General features: G+C 71.4%; 27 protein-coding genes and 1 pseudogene. 15 read left to right on the plus strand and 13 right to left on the minus strand.

Annotated features, from left to right (window positions below):
- Positions 1-11: 11 nt before the first annotated feature.
- Genes ABFX55_RS24330 through ABFX55_RS24355 form a run of 6 tightly spaced genes read left to right on the plus strand, consistent with a single transcriptional unit; the run spans position 12 to position 6,127 of the window.
- Positions 12-1,052: an ABC transporter substrate-binding protein gene (locus tag ABFX55_RS24330; protein WP_346124583.1), complete on the plus strand. Its 1,041-nt coding sequence runs from the start codon at positions 12-14 to the stop codon at positions 1,050-1,052.
- Positions 1,052-1,852, plus strand: a complete 801-nt coding sequence (locus ABFX55_RS24335; protein WP_346124585.1) for an ABC transporter permease — start codon at positions 1,052-1,054, stop codon at positions 1,850-1,852. The genes ABFX55_RS24330 and ABFX55_RS24335 overlap by 1 nt, the downstream gene beginning before the upstream one ends.
- Before the next feature lie 10 nt (positions 1,853-1,862).
- Complete coding sequence (locus ABFX55_RS24340) at positions 1,863-2,726, plus strand: ABC transporter permease (RefSeq protein ID WP_346124587.1); 864 nt, start codon at positions 1,863-1,865, stop codon at positions 2,724-2,726.
- On the plus strand, positions 2,707-3,849 hold the full coding sequence (locus ABFX55_RS24345; protein ID WP_346124589.1) for an ABC transporter ATP-binding protein: 1,143 nt from the start codon (positions 2,707-2,709) through the stop codon (positions 3,847-3,849). The genes ABFX55_RS24340 and ABFX55_RS24345 overlap by 20 nt, the downstream gene beginning before the upstream one ends.
- Positions 3,839-4,462: an HAD family hydrolase gene (locus tag ABFX55_RS24350; RefSeq protein WP_312895554.1), complete on the plus strand. Its 624-nt coding sequence runs from the start codon at positions 3,839-3,841 to the stop codon at positions 4,460-4,462. Before ABFX55_RS24345 ends, ABFX55_RS24350 begins: the two co-directional genes overlap by 11 nt.
- Positions 4,463-4,492: 30 nt before the next feature.
- On the plus strand, positions 4,493-6,127 hold the full coding sequence (locus ABFX55_RS24355; RefSeq protein ID WP_346124590.1) for a serine/threonine-protein kinase: 1,635 nt from the start codon (positions 4,493-4,495) through the stop codon (positions 6,125-6,127).
- Here ABFX55_RS24355 and ABFX55_RS24360 read toward each other — a convergent pair.
- On the minus strand, positions 6,124-6,645 hold the full coding sequence (locus tag ABFX55_RS24360) for a TetR/AcrR family transcriptional regulator (protein ID WP_346124592.1): 522 nt from the start codon (positions 6,643-6,645) through the stop codon (positions 6,124-6,126). The two genes, ABFX55_RS24355 and ABFX55_RS24360, sit on opposite strands and share 4 nt — an antisense overlap.
- Before the next feature lie 91 nt (positions 6,646-6,736).
- Here ABFX55_RS24360 and abc-f point away from each other — a divergent pair, with 91 nt between their 5' ends.
- The 4 genes from abc-f (at position 6,737) to ABFX55_RS24380 (ending at position 10,635) form a co-directional block, all read left to right on the plus strand.
- On the plus strand, positions 6,737-8,254 hold the full coding sequence (abc-f, locus tag ABFX55_RS24365; RefSeq protein WP_346124594.1) for a ribosomal protection-like ABC-F family protein: 1,518 nt from the start codon (positions 6,737-6,739) through the stop codon (positions 8,252-8,254).
- Positions 8,239-9,198: a quinone oxidoreductase family protein gene (locus ABFX55_RS24370; RefSeq protein ID WP_346124596.1), complete on the plus strand. Its 960-nt coding sequence runs from the start codon at positions 8,239-8,241 to the stop codon at positions 9,196-9,198. Before abc-f ends, ABFX55_RS24370 begins: the two co-directional genes overlap by 16 nt.
- Before the next feature lie 73 nt (positions 9,199-9,271).
- On the plus strand, positions 9,272-10,174 hold the full coding sequence (locus ABFX55_RS24375) for a serine hydrolase (RefSeq protein WP_346124598.1): 903 nt from the start codon (positions 9,272-9,274) through the stop codon (positions 10,172-10,174).
- Positions 10,171-10,635 carry a helix-turn-helix domain-containing protein gene (locus tag ABFX55_RS24380; protein WP_346124600.1) on the plus strand — a complete coding sequence of 155 codons (465 nt, stop codon included), beginning with the start codon at positions 10,171-10,173 and terminating at the stop codon, positions 10,633-10,635. The genes ABFX55_RS24375 and ABFX55_RS24380 overlap by 4 nt, the downstream gene beginning before the upstream one ends.
- Here ABFX55_RS24380 and ABFX55_RS24385 read toward each other — a convergent pair.
- On the minus strand, positions 10,623-10,826 hold the full coding sequence (locus ABFX55_RS24385) for an SHOCT domain-containing protein (protein ID WP_346124602.1): 204 nt from the start codon (positions 10,824-10,826) through the stop codon (positions 10,623-10,625). The genes ABFX55_RS24380 and ABFX55_RS24385 overlap by 13 nt on opposite strands.
- Before the next feature lie 42 nt (positions 10,827-10,868).
- On the opposite strand from ABFX55_RS24385, the gene ABFX55_RS24390 reads away from it, so the two are divergent.
- From ABFX55_RS24390 to ABFX55_RS24405, 4 genes and pseudogenes are all read left to right on the plus strand, one after another.
- Positions 10,869-11,681 (plus strand): patatin-like phospholipase family protein, encoded by an 813-nt coding sequence (locus tag ABFX55_RS24390; protein ID WP_346124604.1) that lies wholly within the window; start codon positions 10,869-10,871, stop codon positions 11,679-11,681.
- A 15-nt stretch (positions 11,682-11,696) separates the two neighbouring features.
- A complete protein-coding gene (locus tag ABFX55_RS24395) occupies positions 11,697-12,692 on the plus strand; it encodes a 1-acyl-sn-glycerol-3-phosphate acyltransferase (protein ID WP_346124606.1) in 996 nt (331 codons plus the stop codon).
- A 22-nt stretch (positions 12,693-12,714) separates the two neighbouring features.
- Positions 12,715-12,909: an iron chelate uptake ABC transporter family permease subunit gene (locus ABFX55_RS24400; RefSeq protein ID WP_346124608.1), complete on the plus strand. Its 195-nt coding sequence runs from the start codon at positions 12,715-12,717 to the stop codon at positions 12,907-12,909.
- Between the two features lie 50 nt (positions 12,910-12,959).
- A pseudogene (locus ABFX55_RS24405) lies at positions 12,960-13,699 on the plus strand (FecCD family ABC transporter permease).
- On the opposite strand, the gene ABFX55_RS24410 reads toward ABFX55_RS24405, so the two are convergent.
- Genes ABFX55_RS24410 through ABFX55_RS24450 form a run of 9 tightly spaced genes read right to left on the minus strand, consistent with a single transcriptional unit; the run spans position 13,691 to position 21,598 of the window.
- A complete protein-coding gene (locus tag ABFX55_RS24410; RefSeq protein WP_346124610.1) occupies positions 13,691-14,212 on the minus strand; it encodes an OsmC family protein in 522 nt (173 codons plus the stop codon). The pseudogene ABFX55_RS24405 and the gene ABFX55_RS24410 overlap by 9 nt on opposite strands.
- Positions 14,209-14,823 (minus strand): VOC family protein, encoded by a 615-nt coding sequence (locus ABFX55_RS24415; protein ID WP_346124612.1) that lies wholly within the window; start codon positions 14,821-14,823, stop codon positions 14,209-14,211. The genes ABFX55_RS24410 and ABFX55_RS24415 overlap by 4 nt, the downstream gene beginning before the upstream one ends.
- Complete coding sequence (locus ABFX55_RS24420) at positions 14,820-15,362, minus strand: alkylhydroperoxidase domain protein (RefSeq protein ID WP_346124614.1); 543 nt, start codon at positions 15,360-15,362, stop codon at positions 14,820-14,822. The genes ABFX55_RS24415 and ABFX55_RS24420 overlap by 4 nt, the downstream gene beginning before the upstream one ends.
- Positions 15,359-15,943, minus strand: coding sequence for a CMD domain protein (locus tag ABFX55_RS24425; protein ID WP_346124615.1), 585 nt, complete (start codon positions 15,941-15,943; stop codon positions 15,359-15,361). The genes ABFX55_RS24420 and ABFX55_RS24425 overlap by 4 nt, the downstream gene beginning before the upstream one ends.
- Entirely contained in the window at positions 15,940-16,908 is a 969-nt protein-coding gene (locus ABFX55_RS24430; protein WP_346124617.1) for a putative FMN-dependent luciferase-like monooxygenase, read from the minus strand. Before ABFX55_RS24430 ends, ABFX55_RS24425 begins: the two co-directional genes overlap by 4 nt.
- Positions 16,905-18,368 (minus strand): dipeptide ABC transporter ATP-binding protein, encoded by a 1,464-nt coding sequence (locus ABFX55_RS24435; protein WP_346124619.1) that lies wholly within the window; start codon positions 18,366-18,368, stop codon positions 16,905-16,907. The genes ABFX55_RS24430 and ABFX55_RS24435 overlap by 4 nt, the downstream gene beginning before the upstream one ends.
- Positions 18,346-19,122: an ABC transporter permease gene (locus tag ABFX55_RS24440; RefSeq protein ID WP_346124621.1), complete on the minus strand. Its 777-nt coding sequence runs from the start codon at positions 19,120-19,122 to the stop codon at positions 18,346-18,348. The genes ABFX55_RS24435 and ABFX55_RS24440 overlap by 23 nt, the downstream gene beginning before the upstream one ends.
- Positions 19,119-19,994 carry an ABC transporter permease gene (locus tag ABFX55_RS24445; RefSeq protein ID WP_346124623.1) on the minus strand — a complete coding sequence of 292 codons (876 nt, stop codon included), beginning with the start codon at positions 19,992-19,994 and terminating at the stop codon, positions 19,119-19,121. The genes ABFX55_RS24440 and ABFX55_RS24445 overlap by 4 nt, the downstream gene beginning before the upstream one ends.
- A complete protein-coding gene (locus ABFX55_RS24450; protein ID WP_346124625.1) occupies positions 19,991-21,598 on the minus strand; it encodes a TIGR04028 family ABC transporter substrate-binding protein in 1,608 nt (535 codons plus the stop codon). The genes ABFX55_RS24445 and ABFX55_RS24450 overlap by 4 nt, the downstream gene beginning before the upstream one ends.
- Positions 21,599-21,845: 247 nt before the next feature.
- Here ABFX55_RS24450 and ABFX55_RS24455 point away from each other — a divergent pair, with 247 nt between their 5' ends.
- Positions 21,846-21,995, plus strand: coding sequence for a hypothetical protein (locus tag ABFX55_RS24455; RefSeq protein ID WP_346124627.1), 150 nt, complete (start codon positions 21,846-21,848; stop codon positions 21,993-21,995).
- A 71-nt stretch (positions 21,996-22,066) separates the two neighbouring features.
- Here the strand turns inward: ABFX55_RS24455 and ABFX55_RS24460 are convergent, their stop codons facing one another.
- Positions 22,067-23,329 (minus strand): amidohydrolase family protein, encoded by a 1,263-nt coding sequence (locus ABFX55_RS24460; protein ID WP_346124629.1) that lies wholly within the window; start codon positions 23,327-23,329, stop codon positions 22,067-22,069.
- A complete protein-coding gene (locus ABFX55_RS24465) occupies positions 23,326-23,871 on the minus strand; it encodes an LLM class flavin-dependent oxidoreductase (RefSeq protein ID WP_346124631.1) in 546 nt (181 codons plus the stop codon). Before ABFX55_RS24465 ends, ABFX55_RS24460 begins: the two co-directional genes overlap by 4 nt.
- Positions 23,872-23,934: the final 63 nt, after the last annotated feature.

Raw genomic sequence — 23,934 nt, forward strand, 5'->3', positions numbered from 1 at the left:
CGGAAGGCGGGGTGAACGCCGCGACGGCGACCTCGGCCGCCGACTTCGGTGGTCTCGACAAGCTGGTCGAAGCGGCCAAGAAGGAGGGCAACCTCCACGTCATCGCACTCCCGCCGGATTGGGCCAACTACGGCGAGATAATCAAGAAGTTCCAGGAGAAGTACGGCATCGCCATCGAGAGCGAGAACCCCGACGCCTCCAGCGCCGACGAGATCAACGCGGTGAAGACCCGCAAGGGCCAGGATCGCGCGCCCGACGTGCTGGACGTCGGCCAGGCCTTCGCCTTCAGCGGCGCCAAGGAGGGCCTGTACGCCTCCTACAAGGTGCAGAGCTGGGACAAGATCCCCGAGGGCCAGAAGGACCCGAACGGCCTGTGGGTCAACGACTACGGCGGCTACGTCTCCATCGGCTGCGACGCCAAGAAGATCGGCACCTGCCCGCAGACCTTCGCCGACCTGCTGAAGCCCGAGTACAAGGGCAAGGTCGCGCTCAACGGCAACCCGAACAAGTCGGGCTCGGCCTTCGGCGGCGTCTGGGCGGCCTCGCTGGCCGAGGGCGGCTCGCTCGACGACATCGGCCCCGGCGTGCAGTTCTTCAAGAAGCTGAAGGACGTCGGCAACTACAACCCCGTCGAGTCCACGCCGGCGACGGTCGAGAAGGGCGAGACGCCCATCAGCATCGACTGGGACTACCTCAACGCCGGCTACCGCGAGCAGTTCCTGCCCAAGGGCCTCGACTTCCAGGTGGTCGTGCCGACGGACGGCGTCTACGCCCAGTACTACGCGCAGGCCATCAACAAGGACGCCCCGCACCCGGCCGCCGCGCGGCTGTGGATGGAGTTCCTCTACAGCGCCGAGGGCCAGAACCTGTGGCTCAAGGGCGGCGCCCGTCCGGTGCTGATGCCCTCGATGACCACCGATGGCACCATCGACAAGGCGCTGGCCGACAAGCTGCCGCCGGTCGAGGGTGAGGCCAAGTTCCCGACCGAGGACCAGGTCAACAAGGCCAAGGACGCCCTGGCCAAGACCTGGGACGCGGCCGTCGCCGGCTGATGCGGCGCTCACTCGGCGCGCTGCCGCTGCTCGTCTTCGTCGGGCTCGCCTTCGGGATCCCCGCCATCGCCATGGTGGCGGGGGCCTTCACCCCTGGGCTGGACAACCTGGCGCTGACCCTGCAGGGCGGCTACCTGCTCGCCCTCCTCAACAGCGTGAAGCTCTCGGCCGTGGTGGCGGTGCTGGGCGCGGTGCTCGGCACCTTCCTCGCCCAGGCCGTCGTCACCTCCCGCTCGACGGCGCTGCGCGAGGCCGTCCTGACCGCCTCGGGCGTGCTGGCCAACTTCGGCGGCGTGCCGCTGGCCTTCTTCTGGGTGGCCACGCTCGGCAACGCGGGTGTGGTCAGCGGCCTGCTCGGCCTGCCGTCAGGCTCGCTGTTCAGCTTCTGGGGCCTGGCCCTGGTCTACCTGTACTTCGCCGTGCCGCTCATGGTGCTGGTCATCGCGCCGGCCCTGGACGGCCTGCGCCCGCAGTGGCGCGAGGCCGCCGCGAACAACGGCGCCACCACCTGGCACTACTGGCGCCACGTCGGCCTGCCCGTGCTGACCCCAGGCCTGCTCGGCGGCGTGGTGCTGCTGTTCGGCTCGGCCTTCGCCGCCTACGCCACCGCCTCGGCGATGGGCGCGGGCACCGTGCTGCCGCTGGTCACGCTGAAGATCGCGGCGGCCCTTTCGGGCGACGTGCAGACCGGTTTCGAGAACGTGGGCCTCGCGCTCAGCCTGGACATGGTCCTGGTCGCCGCGCTGGTCATGGCGGTCTACCTGCCGCTGCAGAAGAGGAGCACCCGATGGCTGCAGTGAGGTGCGCGCCATGACCACGCTCGCGCCCGTCGCGCCGGTCCCCGAGTCCGTCCCCTCGGGGCAGGCCCGCACCGGCGGGTCCAGGCTCTGGCGCCGCTTCGTCCTGGCGCTGGCCGGCCTCTACTTCCTGGTCCCGCTCGGCGCGTCCTTCTGGTTCACGATCTACAACGAGACCACGGGCGTGTCGTTCGCGCCGTACGCGGAGCTGTGGACCGCCGAGGGCTTCCTGTCGAGCCTGCTGCTCTCCCTCGGGCTGGCCGTGGCCACCATCGTGCTGGTGCTCCTGCTCACCCTGCCCGCCATGATCACCGTACGGCTGGCCGCGCCGCGCCTGCGTCCCGTCATGGAGGTCGTCTGCACGCTGCCGCTGGTGGTGCCGCCGATCACCTTCGTCGCGGGCATCAGCAGGTCGCTCCAGGTGGGCGGCGAGGTGCTCGCGCCGACGCCGTTCTGGGCCACGCTGATCGCGATCCAGGACCAGGACTTCCCCCTGGTGCTGGTGTTCGTCTACGTCATCCTCGTGCTGCCGTTCGTCTACCGTTCGCTCGACGCGGGGCTGCGCACGATGGACGTGCGCACGCTGGTCGAGGCGGCGCGCAACCTGGGCGCGTCGTGGCCGTACGTGATGTTCAGGGTGATCGTCCCCAACCTGCGCTCGGCGCTGGCCAGCGCCTCCTTCCTCACCCTGGCCCTGGTGCTGGGCGAGTACACCGTGGCCAGCATCCTCGGCTACCAGCCGTTCGCGGTCTGGATCGTCACGATCTCGGGCTCCAAGGGCCAGCTGTCGGTCGCCGTCTCCGTGCTCAGCCTCCTGCTCACCTGGCTGCTGCTGCTCACTATCTCTGGAGGTACCCGTGGCCGCCGCTCGGCTTGAGTTCAAGGGCCTGCGCAGGGCCTTCGGCAGGACGGTCGCCCTCGACGGCTTCGACCTGACCATCGAGCCCGGCGAGCTCGTCGCCCTGCTCGGCCCCTCGGGCTGCGGCAAGACGACCGCGCTGCGCTGCGTGGCCGGCTTCGAACGCCCCGACGAGGGCGCGGTGCTGGTGGACGGCAAGGACATCACCGGCGTGCCCGCCAACAAGCGCGACGCGGGCATGGTCTTCCAGTCCTACTCCCTGTTCCCCAACCTCGACGCCGCGGAGAACGTCGCCTTCGGCCTGCGCGTCCGCAAGGCCCCGAAGGCCCAGCGGCGGGCCAGGGCGCTGGAGCTGCTGGAGCTGGTCGGCCTGCCCTCCCAGGCCGACCGCTACCCGCACCAGCTCTCGGGCGGCCAGCAGCAGCGCGTGGCCCTGGCCCGCGCGCTGGCGCTGTCGCCTCGCGTGCTGCTCCTGGACGAGCCGCTGTCGGCGTTGGACGCCAAGGTGCGCGTCTCGCTGCGCGAGGAGATCCGCCGCCTCCAGCTCGACCTGGGCATCACCACGATCTTCGTGACGCACGACCAGGAGGAGGCGCTGTCGATCGCCGACCGCGTCGCCGTCCTGCGCGACGGGCGGCTCGAGCAGTGCGGCACGCCCGCCGAGGTCTACGACCGCCCCTCCACCCCGTTCGTGGCCGAGTTCGTCGGCGCCATGAACCACCTGCCTGGACGGGTCTCCGGCGACCAGGTGACGGTGCTGGGTCAGCTCCTGCCCCTCGACGGCGCCTTCGCAGGACCCGACGTGGACGTCCTGATCAGGCCGGAGGCGGTCCTGGTCAGCCCTTCGCCCGAGGGGCGCGCCGAGGTCGTGGCCGCCTCGTTCCGAGGCGCGTCCGTCCGCCTGAGGCTCTCCCTCGAGGGCGGCGAGGTGCTGGCCGACGTGCCGGGCCACGAGGCCGTACGGCTGGCGCCCGGCACGCGCGTGTCCGTGCGCCTGGTCGAAAGGCCCGTCCTGGTGGCGCCGCGCACCTCCGCCGCCCCCGCGCCGTCGAAGGAGTCGGACCACGGGGCCGCGGAAGCCGCCTCAGGCACCCCTTCGGCGGCCTCCGATGCTCCGAAGGATCCCGCGGGTGCCTCCTGACCCCACCCGTTCCGCCCCCGCGCCCTTCGACGCGGTCCTGTTCGACATGGACGGCACCCTCGTGGACACCGAGGGGCTGTGGTGGGAGGCGACCGCCGACGTGGCCGCCGGCCTCGGCCGTGAGCTGGGCCCCTCCGACCTCCCCCACGTGCTCGGCCGCACGGTCCACGACACCGCGTGCCACCTCGCCCCCGACGACGTCGCCAGGGTGTCCGACCGGCTGACGGACTCCTTCGCCGACCGCATCAGGAAGGGCGTGCGGGTCGTGCCGGGGGCGAGGGAGCTTCTGCGCGCCCTCACCGCGAGCGCCGTTCCCACCGCGCTGGTCAGCGCCTCGCCCCGGTCGATCGTCGAGCTGGTGCTGCCCTCGCTCGGCCACCGCTTCGAGGTGGTGGTGGCCGCCGAGGACACCGCGCGAGGCAAGCCGTACCCCGATCCCTATCTGGAGGCCGCGCGCCTGCTGGAGACCGACCCGCGGCGGTGCGTGGCGCTGGAGGACAGCCCCACAGGCGTCGCCGCCGCCACTACCGCGGGATGCGACGTGCTGGTCGTGTCCGTCGAGGTGGGGCTGCCCGCGCTCGCCGACGTCATCCGGCGCAAGGGGAGGTCCTAAATGGCGTCGATGTCGCTAAGCTGACCCGTCGTGAACCAGATCGGACGCTACAGGCTGTTGCACGTGCTCGGCAGAGGGGGCATGGGCACCGTCCACCTGGCCGAGGATCCCACGGGGCAGCGCGTCGCGATCAAGGTGATCAATCCCGAACTCAGCCAGCACGAGCAGTTCAGGATGCGCTTCAGGAGAGAGGCCGACGCGGCGCTCAGGGTGCGCAGGTTCTGCACGGCCGCGGTGCTGGAGGCGGCCCTCGACGGCGACCAGCTGTACGTGGTGACCGAGTACGTGCCGGGGCCCAACCTGGAGGAGGCGGTCAGGCAGTCGGGGCCGCTCAGGGGCTCCAGCCTCGACGCGCTGGCCGTGAGCGTGGCCACCGCGCTGACCGCCATCCACGGCGCGGGCGTGGTGCACAGGGACCTGAAGCCGTCCAACGTGCTGCTGTCGCCCGTGGGCCCGAGGGTGATCGACTTCGGCATCGCCAGGGCGCTCGACGAGATCGGCGGGGTCACCGGCACCGGCGAGCTGATCGGCACGCCCCGCTACATGGCGCCGGAGGTGCTGAGGGGCGAGCCCGTCGCCGCCGCGTGCGACGTGTTCTCGTGGGGCTGCCTGCTGGCGTTCGCCGCGACGGGGAAGGCGCCCTTCCCCGGCGAGACGCTCCCCTCGATCATCTACCAGGTGCTCAACACCGAGCCCGTGCTCGAAGGGCTGGAGCCCCCGCTGCGCGAGCTGGTCGTGGCCTCGCTGGCCAAGGACCCGGCCTGGAGGCCGACCGCGCAGCAGCTCCTCGACCAGCTGATCGGCCGCCAGGCCGCGCCCGAGCAGGTGGCGCACACCGTCCAGGTGGCCTGGCAGGAGGGCACGACGCCCTACACGGCCGCCGCGCGGCGTCCGCCCGGCGGGCCGAGGGACGGCTCACGGAGCACGTCGCGGGGCAGGCTGCTGGCAGGGCTGGCGGTGGCGGCGGCGCTGCTGGTGGGCGGGGGCGTCGCGGTGTGGGCGATGCTGCCGAGCGGGCCGCCCAACCTGCCTCCGCTCTTCTCCGACGACTTCACCTCGACCTCCAGCGGGTGGAGCGGCACCTACGACCCCGACGCCACCGACAGCGAGGGCTACATCACCTCCGACTTCACCTACGGCATCGACGCGGGCGAGTACAACGAGGAGCGCCGGGCGCAGGCCCCCGTCCCCTACGCCACCGAGAAGAACCCCACGCCCGACCCCACGGCCACACCGACGCCGATGATCCCCTCGACGCTGGTCATCGGGGTGGCGGCCAAGGTCAGGTCGGGCAGCGGCGAGTTCGGCATGTGGTGCCGAGGCGACGACGCCGGCACCTACTACGAGTTCACCCTCGACACCTCGGGCAACGCCAGGATCCGCCGCATCCTGGAGAAGGCGGGCGGGAACCTGGCCGCTCCCGTCAAGGTCGACGGCTTCAATCCCAAGGAGCGCAACCAGATCCAGGTGGCCTGCGAGGAGAACGGCAGCGCCACCCGGCTGACCATGTGGATCAACGGCAAGCGGGTCCACAAGGTCGACGACCCCAACGGCCTGCCGACGGGCGACATCGGGCTGTTCGCCCGCATCCCCAAGGGCAGCGCCAACCCTCTCAAGGTGGTCTACGACGACTTCGAGATGCGCGGGGTCAAGCAGCAGCCCTAGAGGACCCCCGCCCTGGCGGCGGCCAGCGCGGTGGCGGCGGCCCTGTCGGCGTCCTTCTCCTCCACCCGCTCGTGGGCGATGAACAGGCGGTAGTACACCGGCGCGACCGCGGCCCTGACCACCTCCTCGGCGTCGGTGCCCGCCGGCAGCTCGCCGCGCTCGACGGCCCTGTGCACGATCACCGCCGATTGGGCGTGGCGGGCGGTGTAGAAGCCGTTCAGCGCCCTGGCCGCGGCCTCGTCCTGCATGCCTGCGGCGACGAAGGCCGTCGCGGTCGGGTCCATCCCCCTCCGCACCATCCTGGCCAGCTCCCGCAGGTCCCCCTCGATCGTGCCGGTGTCGGGCACCGGCCACGGCTCTTCGGCGGCCAGTTCGAGCGCGTCGGCGATCAGCCCCTCCACGCCCGTCCACCGCCGGTAGACGGTGGTCTTATGCACGCCCGAACGGGCGGCCACGTTCTCCACGGTCAGTCCCTGGTAGCCGTGCTCGGCCAGCTCGGCGAGCGTGGCCTGTCTCACGGCGTCGCGAACCCGGGAGCTGCGCCCTCCAGGACGTTCCAAAGTCTACTCCAGTTGCATTAGTGACGCTCTTAATGCAACTATAGTTGCGATGACTACTCAGCTCAGCCTTCATGGGATCAGCAAGTCGTACGGCGACCGCCTCGTCCTCGACCACGTCTCGCTCGCCGTACGGCCGGGAGAGCGCGCGGGCGTCGTGGGCGAGAACGGATCGGGCAAGTCCACGCTCCTGCGGATCATGGCGGGGCTCGAGCGCCCCGACGAGGGGTCGGTGATCAGCACGGGCGCCGGCTACCTGGGGCAGACGCTCGACCTGCCCGGCTCCCACACCGTCCGGCAGGCCGTCGATGCCGCGCTGTCGGAGCTGCGTGCGATGGAGCGGGCGATGCAGGCCGCCGCCGAGGCCGAGGACATGACGGCCTACGGCGACCTGCTCACCGTCTTCGAGGCGCGCGGCGGCTACGAGGCCGACGCGCGGGTCGACAAGTCCCTGCACGGGCTCGGCCTCGCGCACGTGGCCAAGGAGCGCAGGCTCGACTCGCTGTCGGGCGGGGAGCAGGCGCGGCTGGGCCTGGCCTGCCTGCTGGCGGCCGCGCCCGAGGTGATGCTGCTCGACGAGCCGACCAACCACCTGGACGACAGCTCGACGGCCTGGCTCGAGGAGCGACTGCGCGAGCACAGGGGCACGGTCGTCGCGGTCTCGCACGACCGCGCCTTCCTCGACGGCGTGGCCACCGCGATCATCGAGGTCGCAGAGGGCGGCGTGACCCGCTTCGGCGGCGGCTACAGCGGCTTCCTCGCCGAGAAGGCCGCGGCCAGGCAGCGATGGGAGCAGGCCCACCAGGACTGGCTCGACGAGGTCGAGGAGGTCAGGCGCTTCGCCGCCACCACCGCGCACAGGGTGGCGGCGGGCAGGGGGATGAAGGACAACAACAAGATGGCCTACGACCGCAACGCAGGCAGGGTGCAGAGCTCGGTGGCGAGCAGGGTCCGCAACGCCCAGGAGCGGCTGCGGCGCCTGGAGGAGAACCCGGTGCCGAGGCCGCCGAGGCCGCTGCGTTTCACGGGCGCCTTCGCCGCGGGGGGCTCGGCCCGCACGCTGGTCGAGCTGCCCGAGCTCACGATCGGGTCGGGCGACAGGCTGCTCATCACGGGTCCGAACGGCGCGGGCAAGTCCACGCTGCTCGGGAAGGTGGCCGCGGCGGCGGAGGGAGCCGTCAGCGTCGGCCACCTGCGGCAGGAGGACTCCTTCGAGCCGGGCGCCTCGCTCCTGGCCCGCTACGCCGAGGGGCTGCCCGGCCACCCCGACGAGCACCGCGCGAAGCTGCTGGCCACCGGGCTGTTCGCGCCCGAGTCGCTCGGCGTGAGGGTCGAGGCCCTGTCGGTCGGCCAGCGGCGGCGCCTGGCGCTGGCCAGGCTCCTGGCGGACGAGCACGATCTGCTGCTGCTCGACGAGCCCACCAACCACCTGTCGCTGACGCTGGTGGAGGAGCTGGAGCGGGCGCTGGACGCCTACAGGGGCGCGCTCGTGGTCGTCTCGCACGACAGGACCCTGCGCGAACGCTTCAGAGGGGCCAGGTGGAGACTGGAGCCATGCATGCCATTGTGATCAATGCCCAGGGCGGACCCGAGGTTCTCGAGTACGCCGAGCACCCCGACCCTGCGCCGGGCCCCGGCGAGGTGCTGATCGACGTCGCGGCCAGCGGCGTCAACTTCATCGACGTCTACCACCGCACCGGCACCTACCCCCTCGCCCTGCCCTCCCCCATCGGCTCCGAGGGGGCGGGGACCGTCGCCGCCGTGGGCGAAGGGGTGAGCGGAGTGAGCGTCGGTGACAGCGTGGCGTGGGTGAACGTGCTCGGCAGCTACGCCGAGAAGGCCGTCGTGCCGGCCGACAGGGTGGTGCCCGTGCCGGCCGGAGTCTCCTCCGAGCAGGCCGCCGCCTCGCTGTTGCAGGGCATGACCGCCCACTTCCTCACCCACTCCGTGCACGAGGTGAAGCAGGGCGAGGTCATGCTCGTGCACGCGGGGGCGGGCGGCATGGGCCAGATGCTCATCCAGCTCGGCAAGCTCAAGGGAGCCACGGTGCTCACCACCGTCTCCTCCGAGGCCAAGGAGAAGCTGGCCCGCGAGGCGGGCGCGGACGAGGTGTTCCGCTACGACGACTTCCCCGCCTCGGTGCGGAAGACGGTTCCCGGTGGCGTGGACGTCGTCTACGACGGCGTGGGCGCCGCCACCTTCGACGGAGGCCTGGCCTCCCTGCGAGCCCGAGGGCTCATGGTCCTGTACGGCGCCGCAAGCGGGCCCGTGCCGCCACTCGACCCCCAGGTGCTCAACAGGAGCGGCTCGCTCTACCTGACCAGGCCGTCGCTCGTGCACTTCATCGCCGAGCGCGACGAGCTCCTCTGGCGCGCGGCCGACCTGTTCGGCTGGCTGGCGTCGGGCGAACTGAAGATCACCGTCTCGGAGCGCTACCCGCTGGCCGACGCGGCACGGGCGCACGAGGATCTGCAGGGCCGCAGGACGACGGGCAAGCTCCTGCTCGTGCCGTGAGCGTCAACCGGTGAAGCCGCTCGGCGGCTTCACCGGTTATCCGAAATTCCGAATAATTGGATAAGCTGACGGCATGAGAATCCTCGCCACCGTCGTGAGCCTGTTCATCACCACAGCTCCTCCGCTGGACGACGTGGAAGCCGTGCTCGCCTACGTCAAGGCGCACCCCGGCGACGTCGCCCTGGTGACCTCCGGAATCAGCCACAACGCGGGAGCCTCCACCCCCTTCGCCTCGGCCATCAAGATCGTCCACCTCGAGGCGTACGCCAAGGCCGTGAAGACCGGCAAGCTGAAGCCCGGCGCCCAGATCCCCGTCGCCACCTGGAACGCCTACCACCTGCCCGGCACCGACGGCGGCGCGCACGAGGCGGCGCTCAAGCGGCTGAAGGTGGGCGCGACCGTCACCTTCGACCAGCTCGTCTCCGCCATGATCGAGGAGAGCGACAACGCCGCGGCCGACCTGCTGCGCGAGAAGCTGGGCCTGCACAAGAAGGTGTCGACGATCAACGGCGAGATCCTGCGCGCCTTCGGCGGATGCGCCACCGACGCCGACACCTGCATCAGGACGTACGCCGCCGCGGGCAAGCAGGTCCAGCTGCCGCTGCCCGGCTACGACAAGCAGGCCGCCTGGGCCGACACGGTCACGAGGAACCGGCCCGCCGTCCTGCACGCCACGCTGAGCAGGCTGGCCGGGGACAAGGTCGCCAGGAAGCACCTGGAGTGGCCGATGCGCCAGCCCGGCGCCTCCAAGGACCTGGTCATCGGCACCAAGGGCGGCGCTCTGCCCGGTGTGATCACCGAGGCGATGTACACGGTGACCCCCGGCCAGAAGCCGAAGGTCACGGTGTTCGCGCTGCGCCGCCTGCCCGAGCAGACCTGGTTCTCCGGTCTGGAAAGCTATGCTCATCAGCAGTTCATGCTGCGACTGGCCACTGACAGGGCCTTCCACGAAAGGGTGCGTGCCGCACTGAAGTGAGCGACGAGACCGACGACAGGCTCCTGGCGCTCGAAGCCAGGGTCGCCGCCCTGGAGGCCCAGCTCGCCGCGCCCGCACCGCGCGCCGACGACTCCGGCCTGTTCACCTACGGCGGCCAGGCCAGCCTCGGCGGCTACGAGTGGTCGTGGCAGGTCTCGCGCAGCCCCGAATGGCTGCTGGAGCAGCCGTCCGCCCAGCTGGCCGCGGTGCTCGCGGCCGCGGGGCATCCGGCCCGCTTCGAGATACTCAAGCTGCTGGTCACAGGGCCGAGGCCGATCACGGAGCTGCAGGCTGAGCTGGGGCTGGCCTCACCGGGCCAGCTCTACCACCACCTGAAGACCCTGACCGCCGCGGGGCTGGTCGACCAGCCGGAGCGCGGCGTCTACCGGGTGCCGCCGAAGGCCGTCTTCCCCGTGCTGGCGCTGGCAGCCGCCGCCGTGGATGTGGCTCACCAGTCCTGACCGAGGCCCGACATGCGTCTGAGGTACTCGTCTTCGTCAATCTCGCCCGCCGCGTAGCGGCGCTTGAGGATCTCGCGCGGGCTCTCCTGCTGAGGGGGCTGCTTCTTGGGCGGGGAGGGGCGCATCCTGATCATCATCAGCACGAGCACCACGATGACTATCACGAGAAGGATGACAAGCAGCCTGATCATTCGGTACTCCCTCTCGTCGTTCTGAGGCGATGATACGAGGTTGTGGAGACAGCGTTCGTGCTCGGTGGCGGTGGAGTGCTCGGAGCACACGAGGTGGGCATGCTGCGAGCGCTCGACGAGGTGGGGATCACGCCCGACCTGGTGCTCGGCACCTCCGTCGGCGCGCTGAACGGCGTGCTGCTGGCCGCCTCGCCCTCCGACGCGGTCAAGCGGCTGACCACGCTGTGGCGCTCCGACATCGTGCGCACCGCCTTCGCGGGCTCGTGGGTGAGGCGGCTTTCGACGCTGGCCAGGACCGGCACGCACCTGCATCCGATCGCGCCGCTGCGCCACCTGCTCGACGAGCTGGTGCCGGTGTCGCGCATCGAGGAGCTGCCCATTCCGTTCCAGTGTGTCGCGGCCTCGATCGAACGGGCAAGCGCTCACTGGTTCAGCGAGGGGCCGCTGGTGACCGCCGTGCTGGCCTCGTGCGCCGTGCCGGGGCTGCTGCCGCCCGTGCGCGTCGGCGACGAGCACTTCTTCGACGGCGGGCTGGTCCACAGCATCCCGGTCGGCAGGGCCGTCCAGCTGGGCGCCCGCAGGGTGTTCGTCCTGCAGGTGGGCAGGATCGAGCGGCCGCTGGCCGCGCCGAGGCGGCCGTGGGAGGTGGGCATGGTGGCCTTCGAGATCGCGCGCAGGCACCGCTTCGCCGAGGAGATGGCCGCGCTGCCCGGCTCCGTGGAGGTGCACGTGCTGCCCGCGGGGCTCGACGTGCCGGTGTCACCGCTGCGCTACAGGGACCTGTCGCAGATCTCGCGCTACATCGACAGGGCCTACGAAGCCTCTTCCCGCTATCTGGCTGACGTGATCCGATGAGGTGTGCCCCCTCGGATGGTCCGCCGGCTGGTTCTCGTCCCCCTGGTGATCGTGCTGGCCGTGGTCGCGGTGGTCACCCTGCCCCTGTGGCTGGTCGTGGTGACCGCCGCCTCGATGCGCCTGCCGCCGCCGCAGCGGCGCGGCGTCCGCTTCCTGTGGTTCGGGGTCGCCTGGCTGGCCCTGGAGTGCGGGGTGCTGGCCGCGTGCCTGGGGCTGTGGGTGGCCGGCGGCTTCGGCGGCCGCCTGCACCGTGACACGCACCAGGAGCGCCACTACCAGCTGATCAGATGGTTCCTGTCCAGGGTCTACCTCGTGGCCGTCAGGGTCTTCAGGCTGACCGTCGACATCCAGGAGCCGCGGGAGGACCCCTCGGCACGGCTGGCCCGCCCGGTGATCGTCCTGTCGAGGCACGCGGGTCCCGGCGACTCGTTCCTGCTGGTCTACCACCTGTTACAGCTCTACGACCGCAGGCCGAGGATCGTCATGAAGGCGGCCCTGCAGTTCGATCCCTCGCTGGACGTGGTCATCAACCGCCTGCCCAACGCGTTCGTCCCGCGCAAGGGCGGCGAGAGCGGGATCATCGAGGAGATCAGGCGCCTGTCGGCCACCATGGACGCCGACGACGCGCTGGTGATCTTCCCCGAGGGCGGCAACTTCACCCCGCGCCGCCGCAGGCTGGCCATCAGGCGCCTGGAGGAGAAGGGCCTGGCCGAGGAGGCGAAGCGGGCGGGGGCCATGGACCACCTGCTGCCGCCGAGGCCGGGAGGGGCGATCGCCGCGATCGAGGCGTGCCCCGCAGCCGATGTCGTCTTCGTCGCCCACACCGGCCTCGACGACCTCGTCACGATCGGCGACGTGTGGCGCAAGCTGCCGGTGAGCGCCAGGATCAGGGCGCAGTGGTGGCGGATCCCCGCCGCCCGGATCCCCGCCACGCGGGAGGAGCGCATCCGCTGGCTGTACGACCAGTGGGAGCTGATCGACGACTGGATTTCCGAGAACCGTGTCCCTTAGCGCTAAGTTACCCCCATACCGGGTGATCCTGGCCGGTACGGCCGTGGCCATGGCGTTGATGGCGACCGCCACGATGGGCACCGCCGTCCTCAGGGTGCGGGCGGGCGCGCTCCTGCTGGCCATCGCGCTGGCCGCCGCCGTCGTCACCGTGGCGGGGCCGCTGGCCTTCGTCGGGCTCATCGCCCCCGTCTCCGTCAGGCTGCTCGGTCTCGGCTGAAGGCCGTAGCAGGAGCGGCCCTGGCCGCGGCGGGGGTGGCGGTGCAGGCGGTGATCCGCAACCCGCTGGCCGAGCCCGGCCTGCTCGGCGTCGCGGGCGGGGCGGGCGTCGCCGCCGTCGGGCTGCTGATCCTGGTGCCGGCCGCCCCGCGCCCCCTGCTCCCGCTGGTCGCCTTCGCCGGAGCGCTGGCCGCGCTCGGCCTGCTGGTCGCGGTCGCCTACAGGAAGGGCGGCTTCGATCCCGTGCGGGTCGTGCTGGTCGGCATCGGGATCCTGGCCGCCGCGCAGGCCCTGGTGTACTTCGCCGCGCTCAAGGCGGGCATGGCGCTGGCCGCCGCCCTGACCTGGATGAGCGGCAGCACCTACGCCAGGTCGAGCGACGACCTGGTGTGGCTGGCGCTGCCCATGCTCGCCGCCGTGCTGCTCTGGCTGGCGGCCAGGCCGCTCGACCTGCTGGCGCTGGGCGAGGACCTGCCCCGCTCCCTCGGGCTGCCGCTCAACGGGGCCAGGATGGCCGTCCTGTCCGCCGGCGCGCTCCTGGCAGGGGTGCGGCCGCCGCGGTCGGCTCGGTGGGCTTCGTCGGCCTGGTGGCTCCGCACCTGGCCAGGCGCCTGGTCGGCCCTGGCCACCGGCGGCTGCTGCCCGCCGCGATGCTGCTCGGCGCGGCGCTCGTGGTGGCCGCCGACAGCCTCGGGCGGTGGCTGCTTGCCCCCAAGGAGCTGCCTTCGGGGCTGATCGTCGCGCTGGTCGGCACACCGTACCTGATCTGGCTGCTCAGACGGTCACGCTGAGACCGCTCGCACCACCTGCCCCTTGATCTCCTGGGGGTTGCGGATCAGGTTGAGGATGGGGCAGACCCGCTCGACCTCGGCGTGCAGCCTGGCAAGCTCCTCGTCGGAGGCGGGCGAGTCGATGCGCACCTCGTACCTGAAGTTCTGCGGGTACACCGGGATGTCGGTGTTGCCGGGGGCCTGGGCGCGCGGGTCGTACTCCGCCTCCACGTCCACGGTGAGCGAGTCGAGCGGGATCTCCAGCTCGGCCGCCTTGATCAGGAAGATGTGGGTGACGCAGCTGCCGAGCACGCCGGCCTGCAGCTCGGGCGAGCCGGGGCCGAGGTCGTAGCCTGCGAAGTCGGGCCCGCTGTCGCTGAGGATCTGGAAGTCCCTGATCCTGATCCTGCGCACCCCGCTTCGGCCTTCAGCCGTGACGCTCGCACGCAGCGGCACGGGCCCGCCGGTCTGGCTCTCACGCCTGGCCAGCAGCGCCGCCCGCTTCTGGGAGAGATACTCACGCAGACTGCTCATGCCAGCTCCACCTTTCCGTTCGGGGTGTCGAGGACGGCCCTCAGCACGACCTCGGGCCCCTCCTCGACGTCGAGTTCGGCGCCGACCGCGTCGAGGTCGGCGCGCAGTCCTTCGGCTTCGGGCGTGACGGCGGCGAAGGCGGCCAGGGTGAGCTGCGGCAGCCCCGAGGCGGCGGGGTGCGCGGTCGCGCCCCAGTCGATGAGGAAGGGCACCGGCCTGATCGCCGCGGGGTCGTGCCTGCGGGTCAGCCGCCATTCGAGAAGCGTGCCGTCAGGCGTGCGGCGCGACAGCGGATGCACCTCTCCAGGGTCGTAGCCCCGCTGGCGCGCCCGCTCGACGGTCGCGTCCAGGTCCTCGGGCCGGATCGCCCACGCCGCCAGGCGCGCCTCGGTCAGCGTCTCGAGACCGAACGCCCTCGGTCTGGCGCCCTCCACCTCGGGATCGGGCCCGATGATCTCCAGATAGGCGGTCGGGCCAAGGCCGACGAGGTAGTTGGCGGTCCCGCCGGGATGCGAGCCGCCCTTCACGGGGCGGACCCCCGTCCGCTCGGCGAACGCCGCCACCCCTTCCTCGAGGGCGGGAACGGCGTAGACGAGATGGTCAAGACTCATCGTGGTTCTCCCAGGGAAAGCATGAGCCTGTTGGCCCAGTTGAAGAAGGCGGCCGCGTGCAGCGCGTCGCTGATGGCCAGATCGTCGAGCCCCTGCCCGCGCAGCGCGGCGACGTCGGCCCTCGGAGGGGTCCGCGTCAGCGCCGAGGCGGCGTCGACGATCGCGCGCCACCTGTCGTCCTGCTCGGCCGCCGTTCCCTCGTCCAGCAGCCGCTGGACGTCCTCCTCCCGCTTGCTGTGGTGGGAGGCGAAGCGGGCGTGGACCGAGGCGCAGAAGACGCAGCCGTTGTCGCGGGAGACGGCCGTGGCCGCCAGCTCCCGCTCACCGCGCGGCAGGCCGTCCTCGGCGTTGTAGAAGATGTCGTTGTCGGTCTTGGTGCGGGCGTGCAGGACGGCCGGATCGCGGGCCAGCAGCCTGAAGTACGGCGAGGCGGCCCTGGCCCTGTCGACCAGCGCGTGCCTGTGCTCGTCGGTCAGCTCGTCCTCGGCCAGCGGCTCGATCCACGGCTCCCAGCCGAGCTGGTCCTGGGTGAACTTCATGCGAGTGCCTCCAGTGCGGTGACCACACGGATCTGGAAGGTGAGGAAGGCGACCAGTTGTGAGAGCGTGACGATGCCGGTGACGGACCAGCCCGCCTCGCGCAGCCGCCCCAGGTCCTCGGGCGCGGCCTCTCTCGGACGGAACACCAGCAGGTGCGCGTGCTCCAGCGCCGCGGCCAGCCTGCCGTCGATCGCCTCGGCGCCGAAGCGCGGTCCCTCCACGCTCTCGTGGGCCAGCTCGGGGTCGCGGTAGCGGCCGTAGGGGCCCTGCGCCCTTCCCGCCGCCGCCTGCACGGCGACCTGCTTGGCCAGATCGGGGTCGAGACCTTCGGCGTAGAGGGCGGTGGTCTTGTCGTGCCCGTGCAGGTCGGCGACGAAGGCGGCGACCGCGTGCCGTTCGGCCTGGGTCACCTCCTCGAGCCCCACCTCGCTGACGCCGCCCTCGTGGAGGGCGTCCCTCGGCACGAAGAGCGCCTCGTAGGCGCGCTGCGCGTGCTCTCTCGCGTCGGGCCGCCGCCTGCGCAGCACGTCGAGAGGCGAGCCGGGGCTGACTCCCGCCAGGTGGTCGATGATGTCGCTCACGCGTGCTCCGAAGGGGTCCAGCCGAGCGCCGGCGCCACCTTGGTGGCCAGCAGCTCGATCGAGCGGAGGATGAGAGGGTGCGGCGGGTCCACCGAGTGCACCTGGAAGACCAGGTCGGTGACCCTGTCGAGGGTGGGGTCCGCGCGCAGGCTCGCGACCACCTCGTCGGGCGTGCCGACGTGGGTGTCGGCCTGGAGGAAGGCCGCCAGCTCGGGTGACTGGCGGGATGCGCGCGCGATGCCCGCCCGCGCGTACCTCTGCGCCTCCTCGCGGGAGTCGGCGACGAAGGCTGTGCGGGAGGCGACGATGCGCGGTGCCGTACCCGCGGGCAGGTGTTCGTGGTAGGCGTCCACGATCGGCTTCTGCACCTCGGCCAGGGTGACGCCCTCGGCGCGCGGCTGGGTGCGGGAGAGCATCAGGCCGTTGCCCGCCCGCCCCGCCCGCTCGCCGCCGCTGACCGAGAACGTCGCCTCCCACACCGCGCCGAGCAGCCTGGGCGCGGCGGGGTAGAGGTGGTTGCCGCCACCCAGGTCGCCGCCCGACCAGGCGTTCACCAGGATCGCCAGGTGCTCGGCGTAGATCGCCGACCTGGCGGCGCTGTCGTGGCCGAAGGCGGCGAAGGAGGAGGCGGTGCCGCCGCTGCCGACGCCGACCTCCAGCCGCCCGCCCGACAGCAGGTCGAGAACGGCGCTGTCCTCGGCGACCCGGACGGGGTGCTCGAGGGGAAGGGTGATGATGCCGGTGCCGAGCCTGATGCGGCTCGTCCTCGCGGCGACGGCCGCCAGGAACACCAGCGGCGCCGGCAGCCCTCCCTCGCTCTCGCCGAAGTGGTGCTGGGCCACCCACGCCGAGTCGAAGCCGTGCGCCTCGGCGTGCGCGATCTGCTCGGCGGCCAGCTCGTAGCGTTCGCCCGCGGAGGCCTGGTCGAGCAGCCTGGTGAAGAAGCCCAGTCTCCTGCGCGTCATCGGACCGGCTCGGGGATGGCGGCGAGCAGCTCGCGGGTGTACTCGTGCTGCGGGTCGGTGAAGACGTCCCTGGTGGTTCCCGATTCCACGATCTTTCCCTTGTTCATGACGGACACGGTGTGGGAGATCTGCCGCACGACCTTCAGGTCGTGGGAGATGAACAGGTAGGTGATGCCCAGCTCGCGCTGGAGCGTCCCCAGCAGCTCGAGGATCTGCTCCTGGGAGCCGACGTCCAGCGCGGAGACGGCCTCGTCGAGCACGAGCAGCCTGGGTGAGACGGCCAGCGCCCTGGCGATCGCCACCCGCTGCCGCTGGCCTCCCGACAGCTCGCGGGGCCTGCGGGTGAGCAGGTCGGCGGGCAGGCCGACCCGCTCGAGCAGCTCGGCGGCCGAGCCTTCCAGCCGGAAGTTGCGCAGCGGCTCCTCGACGATCCGCCGTACGCTCTGGCGGGGGTCGAGCGAGCCGTACGGGTTCTGGTAGACGAGCTGCACGTGCCTCCTGAAGTCGCGCCCGCCCGCCGCGCCGCCGACCTCGACCTCGCCCGAGGTGGGCGCGACGAATCTGGCGATCATGCGGGCGGTGGTGGTCTTGCCCGAGCCCGACTCCCCCACCACCGCGTGGGTGGTGCCCTGCCGTACCTCGAAGGAGACCTGGTCCACGGCGCGGAACGCGCCGTAGTCCTTCACCAGCTCGCGTACGGCAAGCGCGACGGGCGCCTCGGGGGCGGGAGCGCGGAAGGCCTCCTGCTCGGGCCGTCTGGCGTAGGCCACGGCGGAGGCGGGGCCCTGCTCCTCGACGCGGCCCTCCTTCATCACCACGATCCTGTCGGCCCGTCCCGCGGCCACGCCGAGATCGTGGGTCACCATCAGCAGCGCCGTGCCGAACTCCGAGCGCAGGTCGTCGATGAGGTCCAGGATGCGCCGCTGGACGGTCACGTCGAGTGCGCTGGTGGGCTCGTCGGCGATGATCAGCTGCGGGCGCAGCACGATCGCGGCGGCGATCAGCACCCGCTGGCGCATGCCTCCTGACAGCTCGTGCGGGTAGCGGGTGGCGTGCTCCTCGGTCAGGCCGACCCGCACCAGCAGCTCGGCGACCCGGTCCCTGACGTGGCGGCGGTCGCCCTTCCTGTGGATGCGCAGCGTCTCACCGATCTGCGCGCCGACGGTCTTGACCGGGTTGAGCGAGTTGCCGGGATCCTGCGGCACGAGCCCGATCTGGGCGCCGCGCACCGACTCCATCCTGCGGGAGGACCAGCGCGCGATGTCAGTGCCGTTGAGGAGGATCTGGCCGCCGTCGGCCCTGTGCAGGCCCATGATGGCGTGGGCGGTCGTGGTCTTGCCCGAGCCGGACTCGCCGACCAGCGCGACGGCCTCGCCCTGGTCGAGGGAGAAGGAGACCCCGTGGACCACGCGGCGCCCACCATATGAGACGGTCAGGTCACGCACGTCGAGCAAGCTCATCGATCCTCCTGCTGATACGGCCCGCGGCGAGCACCACGGCCACGACGACGGCTCCGGGCAGCGTGGTCAGCCACCAGGCGGTCGCCAGGTAGTTGCGTCCCTCGGCGATGAGCAGTCCCCATTCGGGGGTGGGCGGCTCGGCGCCGTAGCCGAGGAAGCCGAGCGTGGAGACGGCCAGGATGGCCGCGCCGAACTGCAGGGCGGCCAGCGCGATGACGGGTCCGAGCGAGTTGGGCAGCACGTGCCGCCACAGCACGCCCGCGAAGCCGCCGCCGCTGCCGAACGCGGCCTCCACGTAGTCGCTGCGCCGTACCTTCACCACCTCGGAGCGGGCCAGCCGGGTGAAGGTCGCCACCGAGCCGATGCCGACGGCGAGGGCCACGTTCACCGTGCCTGGACCCAGCAGGATGATCACGGTGAGCGCGAGCAGCAGACCCGGCACCGACAGCAGCACGTCCACCACGCGCATGACCAGCGTGTCGACCAGACCGCCCAGCGAGCCGGCCAGCAGCCCCAGCAGGGTCCCGAGCACCAGCCCGACCCCCACGGCGACGAAGGCGCCCGACAGCGAGTGGACCGCCCCGTGGACGACGCGGGCGAACAGGTCGCGGCCGACGGCGTCGGTGCCGAACAGGTGCTCGGTGCTCGGCGGCAGCAGCTTGTCGGCGGGCACGCCCGCGATCGGGTCGTATCCGGTGAACAGCGCGGGCACCGCCGCCCAGAGCAGCACCAGCGCGACGACGATCCACTTCATGATCTGAGCCTCGGGTCCAGGATCGGGAACAGCAGGTCCACGATGAGGTTGACCAGCACGAACACGGTCGCGGCCAGCACCACCACGGCCAGCAGCACGGGCGTGTCCTGGCTGCTGACGGCCTGCTCGGTGAGGCGGCCGACGCCGTTCCTGCCGAACACCGTCTCGGTCACGACCGATCCGGCGATCAGCTCGCCGAAGGTGAGGCCGGCCATGGTCAGGGCGGGCAGCATGGCGTTGCGCGCCACGTGCCGCCACAGGATCCACCGGCGCGAGGCCCCCTTGGCCGCCACCACCTGGACGAACGGCTGGGTGGCCGCGTGGTCGATGCCGCGCGCCAGTACCTGGGCGATCGGCGCGCAGATGGGGACGGCGAGCGTCAGCACCGGCAGGATCAGCTGCTGCCACTCGCTGCCGCCGATCACGGGGACGAGCTTCAGCCTGAAGGAGAACAGCTGGATCAGCAGGATGCCGACCCAGAAGACCGGGATCGCCACGAACAGCGACGGCAGCTCCCTCAGCCACGGGGTGAAGGCGATGCCCACCGCGAGCACGATCGCCACGGCGAACCCGAGCCCCGCCAGCTTCGCCGTCTCGGGCAGCGCCTCGGCCAGCCGCTCGACGACAGGGGTGCCGGTGTCGATGGAGTAGCCGAAGTCGCCGCGCAGGAAGCCGAGCAGGGTGTGCAGGTAGGCGGCAGGTCCGTCGGAGCCGTAGGCCTGCCTGATCTGCGCGATCTGCTCGGGCGACAGGCCGAGCTCGGGGTTCTGGAACTTGATCAGGATCGCGTCGCCGGGCAGGAGGTGCAGCAGCACGTAGCTCGCGGTGAAGGCGGCCCACAGGACCAGGAGCGCCTGCCCCGCCCTCCTCATGACTTCCAGACCGAGTAGAAGCTCGGCCTTCCCACCGCCTCGAAGCTCACCCCGTGGACGGTGGGCGCGCCGCCGTACACCTGGGGCTCCTCGAACAGCGGGATCGCGTAGCCCCGCTCGACGACGTAGCGCTGGATCTCGGCGACCTTCTCGTTGCGCCTGGCGACGTCGGCCAGCGCGGACTGCTCCTCGAGGAGCCTGTCGAGCTGCTCGTCCTCGGAGAGGATGACGTCGCGGTTCTTGCTGTGGAAGTGGCTCTTGATGACGTCCTGGTCGGCGCGGCCGACCATGCCGTGGCTGACCGCCGTCCTCTCCGCGTTCTTGATGTCGACCGCGAGGGTGCCCGCGTCGCCAGGACGGACCTCCAGCTTCACGCCGAGCTTGGCCCACTGCTGGGCGACGAGTTCGAGGGTCTGCTTGGACAGCGGCTGGGGCAGCGAGACGAACACTCCCAGCTCCAGCTTCTTGCCGTCCTTCTCGCGTACGCCGTCGGCGCCGCGCTTCCATCCGGCCTCGTCGAGCAGCGTGTTGGCCTGGTCGGGGTCGAAGACCAGCTCCTTGGACAGGTCGGTGTAGCCCTGGGCGAGGTGGCTGAGCACGGAGGTGGCCACCGGGTAGCTCGGCGTGAACAGGGTGTCCACGACCTCCTTGATGTTCGTGCCCTTCTGCAGCGCCCTGCGCACCTTGACGTCGCTCAGGATGCTGTTGGAGGGGCGCAGGTAGAGGCCGTTGTTGACGCCTCTGGTCGGCTCGGCGTAGAGGGTGAAGCCCGCGCTCTTGACCGTCTGCTCGTCGTAGGCCTGCACGTAGCGGACGAAGTCGGCCTGTCCGCTGGTGAGCGCGCCCACGCGGACGTTGTCCTCGGGCGTGACGATGATCTTGATTTCGTCGAGGTAGGCACGACCCTGATGCTTCGACGACGGCGGCGCCCAGTTGTAGTCCTTGCGCGCCTTCAGGTCGATCTGCTTGTCCACGATCTGGTCGGCGACGGTGAACGGTCCAGAGCCGACCACGTTCTTCAGCTGGCACTGCTGCTCGTACGGCAGGCTGATCGTCTTCTTCGACACCAGCCCCGCTCCGATCACCGAGGTGCCCTGCAGGAAGCCGGGCGACGGCTTGTCGAAGAAGAAACGCACGGTCCTGGCGTCGACGACCTCGCTGCGCTCGTAGTTGTTGACGAACTCGGCAGGAGGGAGCTTGAGCTCGGTGCTGCCCTTGCCGTACACGTCGAAGTTGGCCGCCACCGCGGAGGCGTCGAGCGGGCTGCCGTCACTGAAGGTCACGCCGTCGCGCAGGTGGAAGGTGTACTCGGTGGCGTCCTTGTTGACCTCCCACCTGGTGGCGATCCACGGCTCGATCGCGAGCGTCTCGGGGTTCTGCCAGGTCAGCTTGTCGGTGAGCTGGTTGAGCAGGCCGCCGTTGGGATAGAAGCCCGCCGCGGGCAGGTAGAGGCAGGACGGCGGCTGATGCTCCAGGTAGGTGAGCGTGCCGCCGTACACCGGCCGGCCTGCCGCCACGGCCTTGGCGGCCGGCTCTCCCCCGCCACAGGCGGCGAGGAGTCCCGTGACGGCGAGGAGCACGGCCGCTGTGACGCGTCTAGACATGGGGAGATCGCCCTTCGATGCGGGGGTTCGGGTAAACCCATAATAACCTACTGGAATTGTAGGTATCCCCGTGGTCAAGGCTCATCGGGGTTCCCACGCGGCGGCATGAGCTGATGGCACGGTGTCGCGCCACACGATGACCACCACCGTGGCGGGAATTTCGGCAAGGGCGGCAGTTTTCCTGCTCCTGGCATCGACACGGTGAATGTCAGCATGAGGAACGCTTGCCAATCACACGGGAGGAAATATGCGACGCATCATCGCAACGCTGGTCGCGTCAGGAGTGGTCGCCATCGGGTTCACCGCTGTCAGCGCCCTGCCGAGCGCGGCCGACAGCGTGCGCATCACCAGCGTCCCCGTCGACGGCGGCACCGGGACGGACAACCGCGAGTGGTGACGCCTGAGCGGCGCACGTGAGAACCCGCCCTGACCGGGCGTGGACGCGCGAGCCTCGCCGTCCACGCCCGGTCAGGGCTTGTCTGTCCCGCCGCCTGCCTGCCCGCGTCCCCGCGCGTCCTGCTCGTCGAGGGCGACTGGACGTCCCGCCCGGAAGACGGCTCGGACGTCCAGCAGCGCCGCGGGGTCGGCCAGGGGGTCGCCCTCCACGCCGATGAGGTCGGCGTCGAAGCCCGCGGCCACCCTTCCCTTGCGCTCGCCGACTCCGCACGCCCGCGCCGCCACCGAGGTGGCCGAGCGGAGCGCGTCCAGCGGCGTGAGCCCCGCCATGTCCACCATGGCAGCGACGCTGTGGGCCAGACCGCCGTGCGGTTTGACGGCGAAGATGCCCGAGTCGCTGCCGCACACGAGGGTGACACCCGCCTCCCGCATCATGTGGAGGCCCGCGACGAAGGCCGGCAGCTGCTTGGCCTGCTCTGGAGTGAGCGGCGGGCCGCCGGGAAGCGCGCCGAGGGTGAGCGAGACCGCGATCCCTCTCTCCGCCAGCTCCCTGACCAGCCCCTCGTCGGCCCTGACGCCGTCCTCGGCGTAGAACGTGCAGTGCTCGATCCCGTCGAAACCCGCCGCCACGACGTCGGCGATGCCCTCGGGCGAGTGCGCGTGGGCGGTGATGGGCAGGCCCAGCCGATGCGCCTCCTCGGCGGCGGCCCTGAGCTCGGCCCGGCCGTACTGCCGCTCGTGCATGGCCGAGCCCGCGGTGATCCCTCCGCCGGTGGCCATCACCTTGACCACGTCGGCCCCGCGCTCCGCCCGCTCCCTGACCGCCGCCCTGACGCCGTCGACGCCGCTGGTCTCCCCTCCGAGGAACCAGCAGTGTCCTCCGGGCGTGGTGAGCGGAGGGCCGGAGGCGAGGATGGTAGGTCCTGCCGTGGGGTCGGCCGCCGTCTCCTCGCGCAGCCGTAACGAGAGATAGTCGCGGTCACCGAGGTCGCGGACGGTGGTGACGCCGGCCGCCAGCGTGCGCGCGGCGGCCGCCCTCATGGACACGAGCAGCGCGGCCTCGTCGGCGTGCGTGACATGGTCCACGGCCTCGTCCGTAGCGTTCAGCGCCAGGTGGACGTGGCTGTCGACCAGCCCGGGCAGCAGGGTGAGCCCGAGGAGATCCACGACCTCGACCCCCGGCGGCGGCTCGAGGCCGGACCCGGCCTCGACGACCCGGCCCCCTTCGACGAGCACCAGCGGATCGAGCAGGTAGCCGGGCCCATGGCCGTCGAACAGTCTGGCGGCACGTATCGCGATCCGCTCCGGACGGCGATCCAGAAATCCGCTTCTCACGCGGCAGGCCCCCATTCGGCCGAGGGAACGGCCTCCCGCAGCTCGGACAGGCGGCGCAGCAGTTCGTCGGCCGTGGTGGAGGCGGTGTCGGCGAACAGGACGTGGTCGAGGCCGACCGCCTCCTCCAGCGCCTCGCCCCTGGCGCGTTGCGAGACGCCGACCGCCTCGAACTCCTGGTCCATCCAGCCCAGCCCCAGCCCCGCGATGGCGCGCCCACCGCTGAACCGATCGAGAGTGGCGAAGCGGCGGGCGAGCACGACAGGGCTGTGGAAGACCGCGTCGACGACGCTGGTTCCCAGCCTGACGCGGTCGGTGCACGCCGCCACGTGGCTCAGCGTCTCGATCGGCTCGAACGTCGAGGCATAGAAGTCGGGCAGCGGCTGGGGCCTGCCGCCCGCGGTGGCTCCGCCGGTGGGATACAGCAGGCGCTCGTAGGTCCAGACCGCTCCATAGCCCAGGCGCTCGGCGCCCTGCGCCACCCGCACGATCGCCTCCGCCGACGCGTACGCGCCGGACGTGGGCAGGGCCACTCCAAGATCCATCCCTCGCTCCTTCCACACGGCCTCGGCAACCGGGTCATCCTCGCTGACTCGGGGCGTCGGCCC

This window comes from Nonomuraea roseola, from assembly GCF_039535395.1.
In the GTDB taxonomy this organism is placed as follows: domain Bacteria; phylum Actinomycetota; class Actinomycetes; order Streptosporangiales; family Streptosporangiaceae; genus Nonomuraea; species Nonomuraea roseola.